General features: G+C 69.1%; 13 protein-coding genes and 2 tRNA genes. 5 read left to right on the top strand and 10 right to left on the bottom strand.

Going from position 1 to position 16,803, the window contains the following annotated elements; all coding sequences use genetic code 11:
* The first annotated feature begins 32 nt into the window (after positions 1 to 32).
* The 3 genes from ABD264_RS02940 to ABD264_RS02930 are packed head-to-tail and all read left to right on the top strand — an operon-like array spanning position 33 to position 5,782.
* Complete coding sequence (locus ABD264_RS02940; RefSeq protein WP_303105718.1) at positions 33 to 1,274, top strand: exonuclease SbcCD subunit D; 1,242 nt, start codon at positions 33 to 35, stop codon at positions 1,272 to 1,274.
* The gene (locus ABD264_RS02935) at positions 1,271 to 4,483 is read left to right on the top strand and encodes an AAA family ATPase (RefSeq protein ID WP_303105720.1); all 3,213 of its coding nucleotides are present in this window, start codon (positions 1,271 to 1,273) and stop codon (positions 4,481 to 4,483) included. The genes ABD264_RS02940 and ABD264_RS02935 overlap by 4 nt, the downstream gene beginning before the upstream one ends.
* A 9-nt stretch (positions 4,484 to 4,492) precedes the next feature.
* Positions 4,493 to 5,782, top strand: a complete 1,290-nt coding sequence (locus ABD264_RS02930; RefSeq protein ID WP_244944676.1) for an MFS transporter — start codon at positions 4,493 to 4,495, stop codon at positions 5,780 to 5,782.
* Between the two features lie 96 nt (positions 5,783 to 5,878).
* Here the strand turns inward: ABD264_RS02930 and ABD264_RS02925 are convergent, their stop codons facing one another.
* The 8 genes from ABD264_RS02925 to bcp all read right to left on the bottom strand — a co-directional run bounded on the left by ABD264_RS02925 (position 5,879) and on the right by bcp (position 13,823).
* Positions 5,879 to 6,562 (bottom strand): MBL fold metallo-hydrolase, encoded by a 684-nt coding sequence (locus ABD264_RS02925; RefSeq protein ID WP_303105723.1) that lies wholly within the window; start codon positions 6,560 to 6,562, stop codon positions 5,879 to 5,881.
* A complete protein-coding gene (locus tag ABD264_RS02920; RefSeq protein WP_055083366.1) occupies positions 6,559 to 7,656 on the bottom strand; it encodes an S-(hydroxymethyl)mycothiol dehydrogenase in 1,098 nt (365 codons plus the stop codon). Before ABD264_RS02920 ends, ABD264_RS02925 begins: the two co-directional genes overlap by 4 nt.
* A gap of 216 nt (positions 7,657 to 7,872) precedes the next feature.
* Complete coding sequence (locus ABD264_RS02915) at positions 7,873 to 8,952, bottom strand: YihY/virulence factor BrkB family protein (RefSeq protein ID WP_055083368.1); 1,080 nt, start codon at positions 8,950 to 8,952, stop codon at positions 7,873 to 7,875.
* 281 nt (positions 8,953 to 9,233) lie between these two features.
* A complete protein-coding gene (locus tag ABD264_RS02910) occupies positions 9,234 to 9,644 on the bottom strand; it encodes a MarR family winged helix-turn-helix transcriptional regulator (RefSeq protein WP_232300230.1) in 411 nt (136 codons plus the stop codon).
* Between the two features lie 236 nt (positions 9,645 to 9,880).
* Positions 9,881 to 11,365 carry a malate:quinone oxidoreductase gene (locus tag ABD264_RS02905; protein WP_144942502.1) on the bottom strand — a complete coding sequence of 495 codons (1,485 nt, stop codon included), beginning with the start codon at positions 11,363 to 11,365 and terminating at the stop codon, positions 9,881 to 9,883.
* Between the two features lie 101 nt (positions 11,366 to 11,466).
* Positions 11,467 to 13,074, bottom strand: a complete 1,608-nt coding sequence (locus ABD264_RS02900) for an ABC transporter substrate-binding protein (protein WP_144942503.1) — start codon at positions 13,072 to 13,074, stop codon at positions 11,467 to 11,469.
* A gap of 50 nt (positions 13,075 to 13,124) precedes the next feature.
* Positions 13,125 to 13,209, bottom strand: a tRNA-Leu gene (locus tag ABD264_RS02895).
* Positions 13,210 to 13,349: 140 nt separating this feature from the next.
* Positions 13,350 to 13,823: a thioredoxin-dependent thiol peroxidase gene (gene bcp / locus ABD264_RS02890; protein ID WP_144942504.1), complete on the bottom strand. Its 474-nt coding sequence runs from the start codon at positions 13,821 to 13,823 to the stop codon at positions 13,350 to 13,352.
* Between the two features lie 282 nt (positions 13,824 to 14,105).
* Between bcp and ABD264_RS02885 the strand changes: the two genes are divergently transcribed.
* Positions 14,106 to 14,645: a MarR family winged helix-turn-helix transcriptional regulator gene (locus ABD264_RS02885; protein WP_144942505.1), complete on the top strand. Its 540-nt coding sequence runs from the start codon at positions 14,106 to 14,108 to the stop codon at positions 14,643 to 14,645.
* A 106-nt stretch (positions 14,646 to 14,751) separates the two neighbouring features.
* Here ABD264_RS02885 and ABD264_RS02880 read toward each other — a convergent pair whose 3' ends face one another.
* A complete protein-coding gene (locus ABD264_RS02880) occupies positions 14,752 to 15,183 on the bottom strand; it encodes an MmcQ/YjbR family DNA-binding protein (protein ID WP_144942506.1) in 432 nt (143 codons plus the stop codon).
* A 123-nt stretch (positions 15,184 to 15,306) separates the two neighbouring features.
* Positions 15,307 to 15,382, bottom strand: a tRNA-Lys gene (locus ABD264_RS02875).
* A gap of 162 nt (positions 15,383 to 15,544) precedes the next feature.
* Between ABD264_RS02875 and ABD264_RS02870 the strand changes: the two genes are divergently transcribed.
* Positions 15,545 to 16,525: an NAD(P)-dependent oxidoreductase gene (locus ABD264_RS02870; RefSeq protein WP_144942507.1), complete on the top strand. Its 981-nt coding sequence runs from the start codon at positions 15,545 to 15,547 to the stop codon at positions 16,523 to 16,525.
* Positions 16,526 to 16,803 lie beyond the last annotated feature (278 nt).

Genomic DNA, 16,803 nt, shown 5'->3' with positions numbered 1-16,803 from the left:
TGCGTGTCTGTGCTCCGTCTTACATTGAGCCCATGCTGATCCTTCACACCTCCGACTGGCACCTGGGGCGGACCTTCCACGGCGTCGACATCCTGGATGTCCAGGCGCGTGCCATGGGCGAGATCGTCGACTGGGTCCGCCGGTACGGAGTGGACGTGGTCCTGGTAGCCGGCGACGTCTACGACCGGGCCCAACCCCGGACCGAGGTGGTGGAGCTGCTGAACACGACCCTCGCGCAGATCCGGGAGGCGGGTGCGTACGTAGTGCTGACGAGTGGCAACCACGACTCCCCGGCACGCCTGGGCTTCGGCTCCCGCATCATGGCCCACGGCGGGGTCTTCCTCCTGACCACCCTGGAGGGATCCGCTCGGCCGGTTCTGTTCTCGGAGTCGTCCTCCGGAGGAATCACGGCCACCCGGGTGGAGATGGCCGGCCAGGGGACCGGCGGGCGAACGGCTGCGCAGCTTCCGTCCACGGGTGATGACGCCGCAGTCCTCGCGGTCTACGGCATTCCCTACCTGGATCCGCGGGCCACCGCGCCGCTGCTCGACTGCACACCCACCCACCAGGCGGTGCTGGGTGCGGTCATGCACCGTGTGGACGAGGACCGGGCCTCACGAGGTTCACCCGCATCCGTGGTCATGGCGCACGCCTTCGTCACGGGGTCCGAGGCCAGCGATTCCGAGCGCGTGGTGGACTCCGGCGGACTGGGGACTGTCTCCGCCCAGGTCTTCGCGGCGCACGACTACGCGGCACTGGGCCACATCCACCGACGCCAGCGCATCACGGAGACGGTTCGCTACAGCGGCTCACCCGTGGCCTACTCCTTCTCGGAAGCCACCCACGCCAAGGGCGCGTGGCTGGTGACGGTCGGCGGAAATGGCGTGGACGACGTCGTGCCCCTCGACCACCGGGCTGGCCTGCGGCTGGCACGGCTGAGGGGCTCCCTGGAGTCCCTGCTCTCGGACCACGCGCTGGCGCCCTCCGAAGATGCCTGGTGCCAGGTGGTCCTCACGGACGTGGAACGCCCAGCATCCGCCATGGAGCGGGTGCGCACGCGCTTCCCGAGAACAGTGGAGCTGAGGTGGGAGCCCGACGGCGGTCGGGCCAGTACCGAGCGCGACTACGGCGCACGCCTTGCGGAGGCCACGACCACAGAGGAACTGTGTGCCCAGTTCTATCAGCACGTCCGCTCGCGGGCACTGACTGCGCAGGAGTCGGCGGAGATCTCGGACGTCGTCTCCGTCGTGCAAAGCAGGGGAGTGGAACAGTGAAACTTCACCGTCTGGAGATCACCGCCTTCGGGCCGTTCCCGCAGCACGAGACCGTGGACTTCGACGCCCTCAACGAAGCCGGGGTCTTCCTGCTCAACGGCGAGACCGGCGCAGGCAAGACGAGTGTGCTGGATGCCGTCTGCTTCGCCCTCTACGGTTCCGGGCCCACCACGGTGGGCAAGGGTGGTCGCAAGGTTCAGCACAGCGACCACGCGGAGCCCCACACGGCTCCGCGCGTGGAAGTGGAGTTCACCGCGTCCGGTCGCCGGTGGTGCGTCACCCGGACCCCGGCGTGGCGAGAACCCTCCACGCGGGCGGCCTCCGGATGGCGCGACCGGCACGCCACGGTGCTGCTACGCGAGTACACGGAGGGGCAGTGGGCTGACCGGGGGCACCGCCCGGACGACGTGGGCCAGGCCATCCACCACGCCGTGGGCCTCAACCGGGAGCAGTTCACCCAGGTGATGATGCTGCCCCAGGGAAAGTTCGCCCAGTTCCTCCAGGCTGGATCGCGGGAGCGGGAGGAACTCCTGGAGACACTGTTCGGCACGGACGTCTACGCGGACGTGCAGGAGGAGCTGAAGGCCCGGGCGGACGCAGCCAAAACCGACGCGGCCTCGGCCCAGCTCGAGTGGGAACGCTCCGAGGAGCTGCTCTCCCGCGCGGGGGAGCGCCTGTCCCGACTCAACGAGCAGGATCCGCGGACCGGTCTGCCCGCAAGGGGATCCGTCCCGTCACCGGCTGACTCAGCAGACGGAGTGCGCAGTGCGAGCGAGGAGGATTCCCCGGACGACGGCGGTGATGACGAGGTCAGTGGCGGCGAAACCTCTCCTCCGGAGGGACCCGCTAGCCTCTCGGAGCGGTGGCATGCCCTCGTGTCCGATGGCGAATCGGCGCTCGCGGGAGCCGTAGCGGCCCGTGATGAAGCTGCCGATCGCCACGCATCTTCTCAGCAGCGGATCACGGAACTGGAGGTGCTGAGCGGGCTCCTCGCCCGTTTCGACCGGCTTACGGTGCGTCGTGCCGAGCTGCGGGCGCAGTCGCAGCGCCTCGGGGACGCGAGACGTCGGCTCGAGGAGCACGCGGCGGCCGAGGGCTTGGCGGAGCCCCTGGCATCGGCGATCCGGGCTCGACGGCGCGCGGCGGATTCTGCCTCCGCGGTCGAGGCGGTGCGGGCGGCGCTCACGGAGACCTCTGCGGGGGCGCGCTCGCTCCGGGATGTCCTGCGCGACCGGCCCGATCTGGTCCGAGAGCTGGAGGGCACCCCCGAGATGCCCCGGCAGCTGCGGGACGCGGCCGTGACGGCTCGTGAGGCGGCCCGTGGAACGGCGGAGCGCGCCCGCCTCCTGGCCCAGGAGGAGACCGCGCTGCAGCGGGACGAGGAGAGTCTGCGCACACTTGAGCTGCGATCCGAGGAGATCACAGCGGAGCTGACCGCACGGCACGCGGACCTCGCACGGTGGGAGGACTCCCGCCAGGAGCTGGAACTGCAGGTCAAGGACGAGGGCCTCGTGAGGGAGCGTGCCCGGGCGGCGCGCGAGGCGGTCGAGGCCAGCCGCGACTATGCCCGGGCCCGTGACACGGAGAACGCGCGGGCCGCAGAGTTCGAGTCCGCCGAGACCGCCCGGCGTGAAGCGGCCCGCCAGGTGGAGTCCCTGGAGACCCTCCGATATGCCGGTGCCGCCTCCAGCCTCGCCCGGGAACTCTCCGAAGGGGATCCGTGCCCCGTGTGCGGTTCCACGGTGCACCCGTGCCCGGCCACGGGGGAAGAGGAGCAGGACGTCACCCCGGGGATGCTGCAGCGCGCCCGGGAGGATCGGGAGACGGCGCAGAACACCGCCGATGCGGCCCACCACCGCTGGCAGCAGGCCCAGCGCACGAGCGCGGAACACCTGGCGCGCGGTGCCGGTGAGGACCTCGCAGACGTCGTGGAGCGGGCTCGACTGGCCCGTCTCGCCGAGGAGGCCGTCGAGTCCGCCCTCACGGAACTGCAGCGCGGCACGGAGGAAATCGCCACCGTGCACGACACCGTGACCCGTCTCGAGACGGAGGAACGGAACACCACCACACAGATGGCGGGTGTGCGCACGGGGGTGGAGGCGGCACGTGGTCGCTGCGCATCGGAACGGGAGCGCGTGGCCCGTGCCATCGGGCCTTTCGCGACCGTCCAGGACTGCGTCCGGGCCGCTGAGGAGCTCGTGCAGCTCACCACCCGCTGGTCCGACGCGCAGGACGAGCGGGACGCAGCCCGGCACGAGAAACGCACGGCGGAGGAAGCCCTTGACCGTGCGCTCGCGCGGTCCCCCTTCAGCAGGGAGGTGGACGTCCACGCGGCCCTCATGGACGAGGAGGAGGCCACCGAAGTGACCGACTGGGTCGAACGCGTCGCCAGCGAGGTCGCGGCGCTGGACGCGGAACTCGCAACCCAGGACATGCAGCGCGCGGCTCGGCTCACCGAGCAGCAGCGCCACGAGGTTTCGGCGGAGGCACGTGAACGCGCTCAGGCCGAGTGCGAGGAGGCCGCGCGCCACAGGGACGCACTCAACCGGCTGCTCGGAGGCCTCGAGGACCTCACGGTTGAGGCGCGATCCCACGCGCGCGAGGCACCGGCCCGTGAAACGGCGTTGCAGGCCGCCCGGGACCGGGCGGAACGCCTGAGCGGGCTCGCGGGCGTGGCCACCGCCACCACCTCGGAGAACTCCCTGCGCATGACACTGACCTCTTTCGTTCTGGCCGCGAGGCTTGAACACGTTGCGGCCGTCGCCTCGGAGCACCTCTCCACGATGTCGTCCGGGCGGTTCGCCCTGGTGCACACCGACCAGACCCGGGGCAGTGGCAAGTCCGGCCTTGGACTGGAAATTGAGGACGCCTGGACCGGAGCACGCCGCGGCACCGAGACCCTCTCCGGGGGTGAGTCGTTCTTCACCTCGCTGGCGCTGGCACTGGCGCTCGCGGACGTCGTGCGAGCCGATGCCGGGGGCACGGAGATCGACACGCTGTTCGTGGACGAAGGCTTCGGCTCCCTCGACGAGCAGACACTGGAACAGGTCCTGGAAACCCTGGACGGGCTGCGCCGCGGTGGGCGGGTGATCGGGGTGGTCTCCCACGTGAGCGAGATGAAGCAGCGGATCGAGACCCAGCTGGTGGTCACCAAGACTCCCCGGGGTTCCCACCTGCGTGTCGAGACCGGCTCTGCGGTGCTCACGTAGGCTGAGACGGTGAGTACCGCGACCCGCACCCAGGTGCCCGTTTCCGCGCCGCCCGATCCCGGCGCGCGGGAGCGGCTCGTCCGCAGCGACCGCCAGCTCAGCGCGATCACCCTGCTGCTGAGGTTGCCCCAGGTCATGGCTCCGCTCGGGGTGCTCACGTGGGTTGCGGTGTCCGCTTCCTCGGCATGGGCCGCGGCCCTGAGTTCCGCCGCGCTCTGCCTCGGCATGGCGGTGTGCGCCGTGGGCATGGCACTGTTCTCGAACGTCCGCTGGCGGCAGTGGGCCCTGGCCGGGATCGCCCTGATCCAGGGCGGGGTCATGTGGCAGCTCTCCCTGGTGGACGTCTCCACGGTGCCCGTCGCGTGGGGTGCGGTCTCCGCCTTCGTTCCCTTCTTCATTGCGGGCCTCTCCCTGACGCCCATGGGCCTCGCAGCCCGTCTGCGCTGGGCCTCCGTCCTTCAGGGACAGGGCCGTCTCGAAGCCTTCTCGTCGGCCATGCGGCGGGAGTCAGTCAACGAGGCTCTCGCCACCGTTCTGGGTGCGGCCCTCACCGGACTGCTCGCGGTGGTCATTGGCCCGTCCTCCGTTCTGAAGGTCTCCGCCACGCTGTCCCTGGTCACCATCGCGTTCTTCGTGGCCCACCGTTCGTCCCGCTATCCGCAGGCCAACATGCCGGTCCACCTGCTGTGGCGGGACCGTTCCCCGTTGGGCGTCCCCCGCTCCACCACGTTCCGGCTGCGCCACGGACTGCTCTACGGCATCGGGGCGCTCAGCGCGCTGCTCGGAGCGGTGCAGGGCTGCCTGGCCGTGTACTCCGTGTCCCTCGACAGCGGGGAGACCATGGGTGCCATCTACGCCCTCCTGGGATTCGGCGCAGCCGTGGGTTCGAGTTTGGCGGTGCGGTTCCGGCACCGCATCACGGCATCCAACATGATGGTGCTCTCGGGCACGGGGGCCCTGGTGGCATCCATGCTGCTCTCCGCACCCTCCGGGTCTCTGGGGTACTCGGTGGTGCTGCTGCTCGTGGGTCTCTTCTCTGGCCCCAGCCTGCTGTGCCTGCACAGTTCCGCTGGTCAGGTGGGCGTTACCACGGGGTTCCTGGGCCTGGTCGCCCAGATGTCAGTGGTCTCCAGCGCTTCCTCGGCCGTGGGGCTGATTGTCTGCGCCTACCTCGGCGTGCACCGCGACTACATGTCCGCGGCCATGGGACCGGTGGCGGCGGCGATGCTCCTTCTGGGCACGGCGCTCTTCTTCAGCTACACGCTGCGCCGCTCTCCGGTCCGCGATCCCAGGATCTGACCTCCGCACGGCCGCCGGGGGAGACTACGACGCCGCCCCGGCGCCTTCACCGTGGAAGGCACCGGGGCGGCGTCGTCGGCCAGAGGCCGGACCGTGTCAGTGACCGCGCGCGATCCACTCGCCCAGGTGGGGCTTCTCCTCGCCGATCGTGGTTGCGTCTCCGTGCCCGGGGAGCACGAGCGTGTCCTCCGGCAGCGTTAGCAGGCGCTTGTCGATCGAGTCGATGATCGTCGGGAAGTCGGAGTAGGAGCGTCCCGTGGCTCCCGGCCCGCCCTGGAAGAGGGTGTCGCCGGTGAAAACCACGCCGTGCTCACCGAGATCGGGGGCGTGGAAGACCACCGAGCCGGGGGAGTGGCCGGGCGTGGCGATCACGGTGAAGGCCACGGTGCCAGCGGTGAGCTCCTGGCCGTCGTGCAACGGTTCCGGTTCGGTCCCCTCGGGGTGGACGGCGTGCCACAGCATGACGTCCTCGGGGCTCATGAGCACGGGAGGGTTGCCGTCGAGCTGCTCCACGACGTCCCGCACGGCCCTGATGTGGTCGTCGTGGCCGTGGGTGAGCAGCACGTGGGTGACGGTGCGGCCGTCCACTGCCGCGAGCACGGCCTCGGGGTCGTGGGCGGGATCGATCACCACGCACTCGGCCTGGTTGCCCACCACCCACACGTTGTTCTCCACGTCCCACGTCTGCCCGTCAAGGCTGAAGGTGCCCTCCGTGACGCAGTTGGTCACGCGCACACCGTCGCGGGGGTCGGTGACGACGGTCTCGGGTGTCCGAGTCACCGGGACACCTCCACGACGGAGCGGAGGACCTTGCCGGACTTCATGGTCTCGAACGCCTCGTCCACCTGGGCGAGGCCGATGCGCTCGGAGACGAACGCGTCCAGGTCCAGGCGGCCCAGCACGTACTGGTCCACGAGCATCGGGAAGTCGCGGGAGGGCAGGGTGTCCCCGTACCACGCGGACTTGATGGACCCGCCGTGCGAGAACACCTCGTCCAGGGGGATCTCGGCGACCGTTCCGGGATTGGGCACGCCCACGAGGACCATGCGCCCCGCGAGGTCCCGGGCCTGGAAGGCCTGCATGAAGGTGTCCGGCACGCCGACGGCGTCAATGACGAGGTCCGCGCCGTTGCCGTGGGTCAGCTCCCGGATGCCCTCCACGGCGTCCGTCGAGCGGGAGTTGATCACGTGAGTTGCTCCGAGGCGCTGCGCGGTCTCGAGCTTCTCGTCGTCCACGTCCACCGCAATGATGGTGGTCGCACCGGCGAGAGCGGCACCGGCGACGGCCGCGGTCCCCACGCCGCCGCAGCCGATCACGGCCACGGACTCACCGCGCTTGACGGCGCCGGTGTTCAGCGCCGCACCGATCCCCGCCGTCACACCGCAGCCGAGCAGGCCCACGGCCGCGTACTGCTCGTCCTGCAGTGGGGTCTCGATCTTCGTGCACTGGCCGGCCGCCACCAGAGTCTTCTCCGCGAATGCCCCGATGCCGAGTGCGGGCTCCAGCTCGGTGCCGTCCTCGAGCGTCATCTTCTGCGTGGCATTGTGGGTGTTGAAGCAGTACCATGGCTCGCCCCGCCGGCACGCGCGGCACTCGCCGCACACCGCACGCCAGTTGAGGATCACGTGGTCACCCACCTCCACCTCGGTGACGCCTTCACCCACCGCGCTGACCACCCCGGCGGCCTCGTGGCCCAGGAGGTAGGGGAAGTCATCCCCCACGCCGCCTACCTTGTAGTGAAGGTCCGTCTGGCACACCCCGCACGTGAGCACGTCCACGAGTGCCTCGCCCGGCCCGGGATCCGGGACCAGGACGGTCTCCAGGGTTGCCGGCTCGTTCTTGGCGCGTACCACGACGCCCTTGACCTTGTGCATGCGGTTGCCTCCGTCGACTCGAATTCTGTGTCCTTCCCAGTATGCGTGGTGCCCCGCGAGCAGGGCACCGGTCGTGCGTCGTCGTTCGCCCACCGAGAAAACGCGCCTGACGCGGATCGCGCCCCGGCCGAGGGCAAGACCGGGGAGGCTCGAGGGGCCCGCACGGTGGTCACCGCGTGGGCCCCTCGGTGAGGAACAGGCTGTGCCGGAACCGGCTCAGGAGTCCTGGGAGTAGTCGATGTGCTCGGTGTGCAGCCGGATCTTGCGGCCCTGCGCCTCGAGCTCCTCCTCCTTCTTCTGCAGCTTCTCGGCCTGGGTGATGTCGCGCGGGGGAAGCTGGATGGTTCGCTCCGCGCGAATGCCGCCCTGCAGCTGGCGGACGCGCTCGATCTCCGCGTCCACCTCCGCGCCCAGAAGCAGCACGTTGTTCATGATCCACAGTCCCAGCAGCAGGATGATCACGGAGCCGATCACGCCGTAGGTTGCGTTGTACTTGGCGAAGTTCGCCACGTAGAACGCGAACGCCAGGCCGGCCACAGCCATGGCCACCAGGGCAATCGCGGCACCGGGGCTCAGCCACTTGAACTTGGGTTGCTTCACGTTGGGCGTGGCGTAGTAGAGGATCGCGATGAGCAGCACGAGCAGGAGGATGACCACGGGGATCTTGGCCCAGTTCCAGACAGTCACGGCGGTGCTGCCCAGGCCCACGAGGTCCCCGAGGGTCTGTGCGATGTCGCCCGAGATCACCACCATCATCATCACCAGTGCCACGATCAGGACCATCACGAGGGTCACGAGCAGCATGACCGGCTTCAGCTTCCAGAAGGGGCGCCCCTCCGTGACTTCGTAGATGCGGTTCATGGCCCGCGCAAAGGCCCCGGTGTAGCCGGAGGCGGTCCACAGGGCACCGACGATGCCGACGACCAGTGCCAGCCCTGCCCCCGACTGCGTGGTGAGCTGGGAGATGGGGCCGGAGAGCAGCTCCACCAGTGCCGAGGGGGCGTACTGGTCCAGGAAGTCCAGGATCGCGGTGGTGGTGGCCTCGCCCTGTCCGAAGACGCCCAGCAGGGACACGAGCGCGAGCAGCGCCGGGAAGATCGACAGGACGGCGAAGTACGTCAGGGAAGCCGCGAGGTCGGTGCACCCGTCCTTCGAGAACTCGGCCAGGCCGCGTTTGAAGATGTACCCCCAGGACCGGCCCTGGAGCTGGTGGGGGGACTCGGGCTTCGAGTCGTGGTCAGGGTGCGGAGCGGCGTCCTTCCGGTGGACGGTGGACTCCGGGTTCTGATCGGTCATGGGGATCCTCTCGGGGAGCGGAAGGCACGGATGCGGAGCGGGATTACTCCCAGAAGTGTACTGACTTCACGGTCCACAGTCCGGCACTTACGGTCACGGCGCTCGCGCGCTCCGGCGACGACGTCGCTCCCCGCCCTGCCGTCCGTCATGGAACCCCCGGGCTCGCAGTCACGGGATCCAAAGCCAGCCGCCGCGGAACCCCGCCGCGCGCCGTCGCGCCCCCGGACGACGACACCGCGCCCGTGAGAACTCACGGGCGCGGTGCGGATGTGAGGCGCGTGTCAGCGCGACAGCGAGAGCGCGTACTGGTGGATCCGCTCGCTGAGCCGCGTGAGGACCCTGATCTCCTGGGCGTCGAGCGCAGTGCTCATCACGTCCGCGACCTTCTGGTCATTGTCCTGCGAGATCTCGTCGTGGAGCCGGTTCCCGGCCTCGGTCAGGGCCACGCGCACTCCGCGCAGGTCCTGGGAGTCCTGACGGCGAGTCACGAGTCCCTTGTTCTCGAGACGTTCGAGCATGCGGGACAGGCTCGACTGCGTCAGCAGCACGTGGCTGTTGAGGTCTCGCAGCCTCAGGCCCCCACGGTCGGCGCTGTGCAGCGTTGTCAGCACCTCGAACTCACGACGGGACAGACCGCGAAGATCGACTTCGCGCTGCAGCTCCCGCGTGACGGAGACATGGCAGCGACTCAAGGCATCCCACGCCTCGATACTCCCCCTTGACGTCATACTTCCCCCTTTAATAACGCCCACCCCCCGATGGGCGTTATCTACATGCTACGAGAGGGTACTGACAGTTCTCTTATGACCTGTGTCCACACTTCTGGCCGAAGCCACGGGGCCTGTCCACGAAAAGGGGGCACGGGGAAAAGAGAACGGGGGCCTCCGCACGCTGTGCACGAAAGCCCCCGCGAAAGAGCGCGTGAGATCTACTTGATGCCGAGCACCGAGGCGGTGTGGCCCATGATCTCGTCCGCGAGCCCCGGGTTGTCGTTGAGCTTCACACCGTAGGCGGGGATGAGTTCCTTGATGCGGGGCTCCCACTCGGACATCTTGGCCGGGAAGCACTTGGTCAGGAGGTTCAGCATGATCGGCACCGCGGTCGAGGCGCCGGGGGAGGCGCCGAGCAGGGCCCCAATGGAGCCGTCCGCGCTGGTCACGAGCTCCGTGCCGAACTGCAGCACGCCACCCTTCTGGGGATCGGGCTTTATGACCTGCACGCGCTGGCCCGCCTCGATCAGCTCCCACTGGGACTCCTCCGCGGTGGGGTAGTACTCGTGGAGGGCGTCGATGCGCTGCGAACGGGTCTTGGTCAGCTCGCCCACCAGGTACTTCACGAGGTCCAGGTTGGCCATGCCCGCGCGGGTCATGGGGTACAGGTTGTGCGCGCGCACGCTCTTGGGTAGGTCCAGCAGGGAGCCGTGCTTGAGGAAGTTGGGCTTGAAACCGCCGTACGGGCCGAACATGATGGCGCGCCGGCCGTTGACGTAGCGCGTGTCCAGGTGGGGCACGGACATGGGCGGGGCTCCCACGGAGGCCTGGCCGTAGACCTTGGCGTTGTGCTGGGCGGTCACGGTGGGATCCGTGTTGCGCAGGAACAGCCCGGACACGGGGAAGCCGCCGTAGCCCTTGGCCTCCTTGATCTTGGACTTCTGCAGCAGTGGCAGGGCACCGCCGCCCGCGCCCAGGAACACGAAGCCCGCGCGGATCACGCGGTTGTTGTCGCTGTTGAGGCGGTCCACCACGGACACGAGCCAGGAGCCGTCGCTCTGGCGCTCCAGCGTGGTGACCTGCTGGCCGTACTGGATGCTCACGCCGCGGCCTCCCAGGTGGCGCAGCAGCTGGTTGGTCAGAGAGCCGAAGTCCACGTCCGTGCCCTCGGGAGCGAACGTTGCCGCTACGCGCCCGGCACCGCGGCCGTGCATGGTCAGGGGAGCCCACTGCGCGATCTGCTCGCGGTCCTCGGTGAACTCCATGCGCTCGAAGAGCTTGTGGGGCTTGAAGGCGTCGTAGCGGGCGCGTAGGTAGTTCGCGTGGTCGTCGCCGAAGACCATGGAGATGTGGGGCACGGAGTTGATGAATGTGCTGGGCGCGCCCAGCGTGCCGTTCTCCACGAGCGAGCTCCACAGCTGGCGCGTGATCTGGAACTGCTCGTTGATGTTCAGTGCCTTGGTGGCGCTGACTGTGCCGTCCGAGGCCTGGGGGGCGTAGTTGAGCTCGCACAGGGCGGAGTGGCCGGTGCCCGCGTTGTTCCAGGCGTTGGAGCTTTCGAGGCCGGCCGCGTCCAGGCGCTCCAGCACCGTCAGCTTCCACTCCGGCTGGAGGTCGTTGAGCAGTGTGGCCAGGGTGGCGCTCATGATGCCGGCACCCACAAGGACGACGTCGGCGGTTTCGGTGTGCTGAGGTGAAGTCACGTTTTCTCCCGTGCGTGCGTGATGGGCGCGGCATCGCACCCTGGCGTTCGTCGTCCAGGGTATCGCCCGCCCGGGGCAAGTCCCAACGGGTGGGGCCGAGGTCAGGCGAGCTGGAGCTCGTTGAAGCGCTCGAAACCCGTTGAGGTGAGGGGGAAAGAGGTCACGCGGGAGTTCACGGCCACTGCGGAGACGGGGTGGCACAGGGGGACGGCCGGCACGATGTCGGACACGCGGTTGTTGAGGGCCTTGTACGCGGCGCTGCGAGAATCGCCGTCCGGCATCATCGCGGCACGGTTGACGGCCGTCATGATCCCGTTGTCCGAGTAGCCCATCCGGGAGTCCGGGTTCCCGAGCAGCGGCGCCATGAAGCTGTCCGGGTCCCGGAAGCTGCCGCTCCAGCCGAGCAGGCTGAACGCGTGGCCCTTCTCCGGGTCCGTGACCACGTCCGCGTAGCCGTCCGCCCAGTTCACGGGAACGGGCTTGATCGAAAAGCCGGCCCGCGTGAGCTGTGCCGAGATCTGCGCGTACACGCGCTCGGGCTCCTGAAGGTACATGCGGGAGGTGTGGCGCGGGTAGTAGAAGGGTAGCCGCTGCCCGTTGTACGCGCTGGCCTTGAGGAGGTCCTTGGCGTGCTGCGGGTCGTAGCCGGGGATCTGGAGGTTGTCGCCGTCCACGTTGAACCGGGCCGGGACGAACTGGTTGGCCACGTTCGTGCCGTTGGGGAACAGGGACTTGGCGATCGCACCGCGGTCGATGGCGGCGGCGACGGCGCGGCGCACGTTCACGTCTTGCAGGATCGTGGCGCTCGGGTTCAGGCCGAGGTAGCTCACGGAGTACGGGTCTCGGTAGAGCACCTGCACGCCCTGCCGGGCCAGGGGACCGAAGGCGTCGAGCCCCACGAGATCGTACGCGTCGACGTCGCCGGAGAGCAGCAGCGCGCAGCGCACGTCGGCGTCGGGGACCACGCGCATCTCGAGCGTGCCCACGTCTCCGAGCTGTCCCCAGTAGCGGTCGTGGGCCACCAGGGTCACGGAGCTGTCCGAGGCGGAGTCGAAGCGGAAGGGTCCGGTGCCGACGGGGTGCTCCTCCCCGGAGCCGTCCGCGATGCTGGCCGGGGAGGCGATCCCGAACGCCGGCTGGGTGAGTGCGGAGAGCAGGGCCGTGTAGGGGCGGGTCAGGTGCAGGACCACCGTGTGCTCGTCAGTGGCCTCCACCCCGGAGTACGCGGTGCTGATCTGCGGGTTCGCGTGGCCGTGGCGGAAAGTCGTGGCGAACGCGCAGCGCGGTGCCCAGGACTCGTCCGACTCCGCCTGCGCCTGCCACTTGTCGAAGTTGGCCTTGACAGCCTCGGCATCCAGCGGGGAGCCGTCGTGGAAGACGACGTCGCGGCGCAGCGTGAACGTCACGGAACGGCGGTCGTCCGAGACGGTCCACGACTCGGCGAGACCGGGTGCCGGCTCTCCCGTGGAGCGGTCGGCGGAGACCAGCCCCTCCAGGATCTGGGCAGAGATCCGGGAGGTCTCCTGCGAGTTCCGGCGCGACGGATCCAGACCGGCGGGCGCGGCCGCGTGGGCCAGGACGAAGTGCCCACTGGGCACGGATGCGCCGGCGGACGGGCGGGCCGTGGCGTTCGAGCAGCCCGACAGTGCCAGCCCGAGACCGGCGGCGGCCAGGAAGCTGCGCCGGCCGAAGCGGTTCTCAGCGGCCATCGGGACCTTTCTGGCGTCGTCGGAAAGTCCTGCGCTCGGCAGGCTGGGCATGGTGCGCAAGACGGGACTCGAACCCGCACGCCGTGAGGCACAGGAACCTAAATCCTGCGTGTCTGCCAGTTTCACCACTCGCGCAGTCGCCGGCCGCGGGGATGCTCCGCGGCCGGCGAGATCGTGACCCATCCTAACCAGTCGCCGTGGCCGACTGGGGTGGATCCGGGCCGCGGTGGGGCCGTGCCGTGTGGCACCAGCCGGCGACGTCGACGCCGGCTGGCTCAGGCGTCGAGGCCCAGGTCCCGACGGAGCTTGGCCACGTGGCCCTTGGCGCGCACGTTGTACTGCGCGAGCGTCACCGCGCCCTGCTCGTCCACCACCACTGTGGAGCGGATGAGCCCCTCGTAGACCTTGCCGTAGTTCTTCTTCTCGCCCCACGCGCCGTAGGCCTCGGCCACGCGGTGGTCCTGGTCCGAGAGCAGGGGGAAGCCGAGCTCCTGGGCGGTCGTGAAGCGTTCCAGCGCGGCGGGGGCGTCCGGGGATATCCCGATCACGCGGTAGCCCTCGGCGGAGAAGGAGGCCATGCTGTCGCGGAAGTCGCACGCCTCGGTGGTGCACCCGGGGGTCGCCGCCTTCGGGTAGAAGTACAGGACCACGCGCTCACCGTGCAACTGCTGCGACGAGACGGTCTCGCCGTGCGCGTCCGGCAGGCTGAATTCGGGGGCGGGATCACCGGGGGACAGGTGTGCGGACACGGTGGATTCCTTCCGTCGTGGGAGACACGTGTTCCCCCAGTATGCGCCCTGCACGTTCAGTGCAGTCGTGGAGCATGGACGATCCGGTCTGTCGTCGCAGTGCTCGGAGTGTCCCTGGTCCCCCTCGGTCGAGTCGTTCCCGCGGGCCGCGAGGATCTCCGCGGAGCAGATCTTGACAGGCCGCTCCGACAAGGGCGGATGCTGCGTATATCCGCAGGGAATTGACCGCTCAGCGAACTTACTGTAATGCTCCGGAAATTTTTGTGCGGATATGATCAGCACATGCAAGACAGGAACCAGTGGCCTACGAACCGACTGCTCTCCACGGCAGCGCGACTCGTGGAGCACGCGTGGAACGAGAACCTTGCGTCGCTCGGCGTCACCCACGCGGGTGTCATGGCACTGGACGTCCTGCGCTCCGAGGGCAGCATGACGCAGGCGCAGCTCGCTCACCAGGTGCGGGTGCAGGCACAGACCATGGGCAAGACGCTGCACCGCCTGGAGGTCCACGGTCACATTACCCGGTCGAAGAACGAGCAGGACCGGCGCTCGCACGTGGTGAGCATCTCCCAGGCGGGCGAGCGGGTGCTGGAGGACGCGGCCGGGCTCGAGCGCGGGCTGCTGGGCGCGGGCGACGAGTCTGACGAGCAGTTCCGGCGCCGGCTCGCGGAGATCATCTCCTCACTCGGGGGAGCCCGGTGGCGCAAGGAGGTCCAGGAGGACCCCGACGTCGGCTCAGCAGACACCTCGGCCTCTGTTGAGGGTGTGCACGCGTCGGTGGCGAGTTCCTCGATCACGGGAGCCCCGGGCTCTGCCTTGTAGGTCTTCGGTTCCTCGCTCGTCAGCGCCATGGGCCTCACGCGCCGTCGCTCCCACTGTCCCCGGGCTTGCACGGAGCGGTGCTGCTGAGCCCAACCCGGCGTCCGTGTCAGCTCGGGGTGACCCCGAACGTGGCGGGGTCCACGGGGCGCCTGTGCCGGGGGAGCGCCTCCAGGACGAGCAGGTATGACTCGGTGACGAGTTCCTGCACGAGCTCGCGGTCCAGCTCGGCACTCGAGCGCAGTGTGATCCAGTGCTTCTTGTTCATGTGGTAACCCGGTGTAACAGCCGCGTACTGCTCACGCAGTGCTCGCGCGTCCTGGGGGCTCGCCTTGAGCGTGAGCAGCGGTTCCCCACCGAGCTCCGTGAGCAGCATGAAGACCTTGCCGCACACCTTGAACACGTCCCAGGCTGGACCGAAGGGGTGCTCGAGACCCGTGCCGGGCAGCTCGTCGGCACGCTCGCAGGCCCACTGCTGCACCGTGTCCCCACCTGATGTCTGCACGTGGCGCGCGCCCTCCGGTTGGTGGGCGGGAACCATGCGGGTGCCACCTCTTCGCTGGTCAGGTGCCGGAATCTCTGCGGGATGGGTGCCGTGCTGGACAGGCACAGAGACATGACGAAGGCCGGGTCACCTCGGTGACTCGGCCTTCGTCGTTCGTGCTGGTGCGCCCCCAGGGACTTGAACCCTGAACCCATTGATTAAGAGTCAATTGCTCTGCCAATTGAGCTAGAGGCGCATGGCGCTCGGGAAGATGCTTTCTGCTTTCGCCGTTGCCTTCTTCCTCGCAACGAGAAATAACTTTAGCATCACCGCGGAGGGAGTCAAATCAGGGGTGGGCCGGGGGCGATGCCGTCCTCGCGGCAGGCTGTCGAGAGGGCCGCCTGAGTAGACTCCGAGCATGGATTCCACGCCCCGGGACATCGCCCTGACCGACCTGCATGTGATCTCCCTCCCCGAGCCGCGCCTGTTCGAGGAGATCAGTGCGGCCACCTCGGGCTTTCGCTGCGTGCTGTGGGACCTCGTGGGGGAGCCGGAGGGGTGCTCTCGCGAGGAGGTGGACATCGCCGTGGCCCCCTACTACTCGAACCGCTGGCGCAAGGACACCTCGGTGCTGAGCGACGTGGCCCTGCTGCAGCTACAGTCCACGGGCTACGACGGCGTGCCGGAGCAGATCGGCCCGGACGTCGCCCTCGCGGCAGGCGGGTGGGTCCACGCGGCGGGCACGGCCGAGGTGGCGCTCGGCCTGATGATCGCCGCCCAGCGCGAGTTCGACCGCGCGATCGTGAACCAGCGCGCGGGCCGCTACGAGCGGTACTTCTCGCGCTCCCTCGCGGACTCGCGCGTCACAGTGGTGGGGACGGGGGAGATCGGCCGGGCCGTCATCGCGCGCCTGGAGCCCTTCGAGGTGGAGGTCACCCGGGTGGCCTCGAGCGCCAGGGAGGATGCCTCCGGGCGCGTGCACGGCGTAGCCGAGCTGGAGGAGATCCTGCCGCGCACCGACATCCTGGTCCTCGCGCTCCCCCTCAACGACGCCACCGAGCACCTCGTGGGGGAGTGGATGCTCTCCCTGCTGCCGGACGGCGCACTCGTGGTCAACGTGGGCCGCGGCGCCGTGGTGGACACGGCGGCCCTCACGGCTGAGGTGACGGCCGGGCGCCTGCGGTGCGCGCTCGACGTCGTCGACCCGGAGCCGCTGCCCGGTGACCACGCGCTGATGGCGGCGGAGGGTTCCATCGTGCTGCCCCACATCGGTGGCTCGAACGACTCCTTCCGGCCCCGCATCCGCACGCTGGTGCTCGAACAGCTCGAGGCCCTCCAGCAGGGGCGGAGCCCGCAGTTCCTGGTGCAGCCCGGACGGCTCGACCTGCCGCGGGACTGAGCCCCGGAGGCCCCGGGAGCCCGAGTGCGGCGCCGTGTCTCGCACCCGTCTCATTCTGGTGTCCACATTCTGAGACTGGGTGTCCGCGGATTGACACGGAGGTTTCCCACGTCACACCATGAGGGCATGAATACGGCACTGCGCACCCTCGTTGACCTCGTACCGGTCGTCCTCATTGGACACCGGGCCTGAGGCGTACCGAGCACGCACCCTCCAGGCCCTCAGCCCACGGAACCCGTGGCCAGGGCCTTTTTCATGTACCACGACGTCCCACCCGC

This window comes from Kocuria salsicia, from assembly GCF_039532055.1.
Classification (GTDB): domain Bacteria; phylum Actinomycetota; class Actinomycetes; order Actinomycetales; family Micrococcaceae; genus Kocuria; species Kocuria salsicia.
This window is presented reverse-complemented; position numbering and strand designations above follow the sequence as displayed.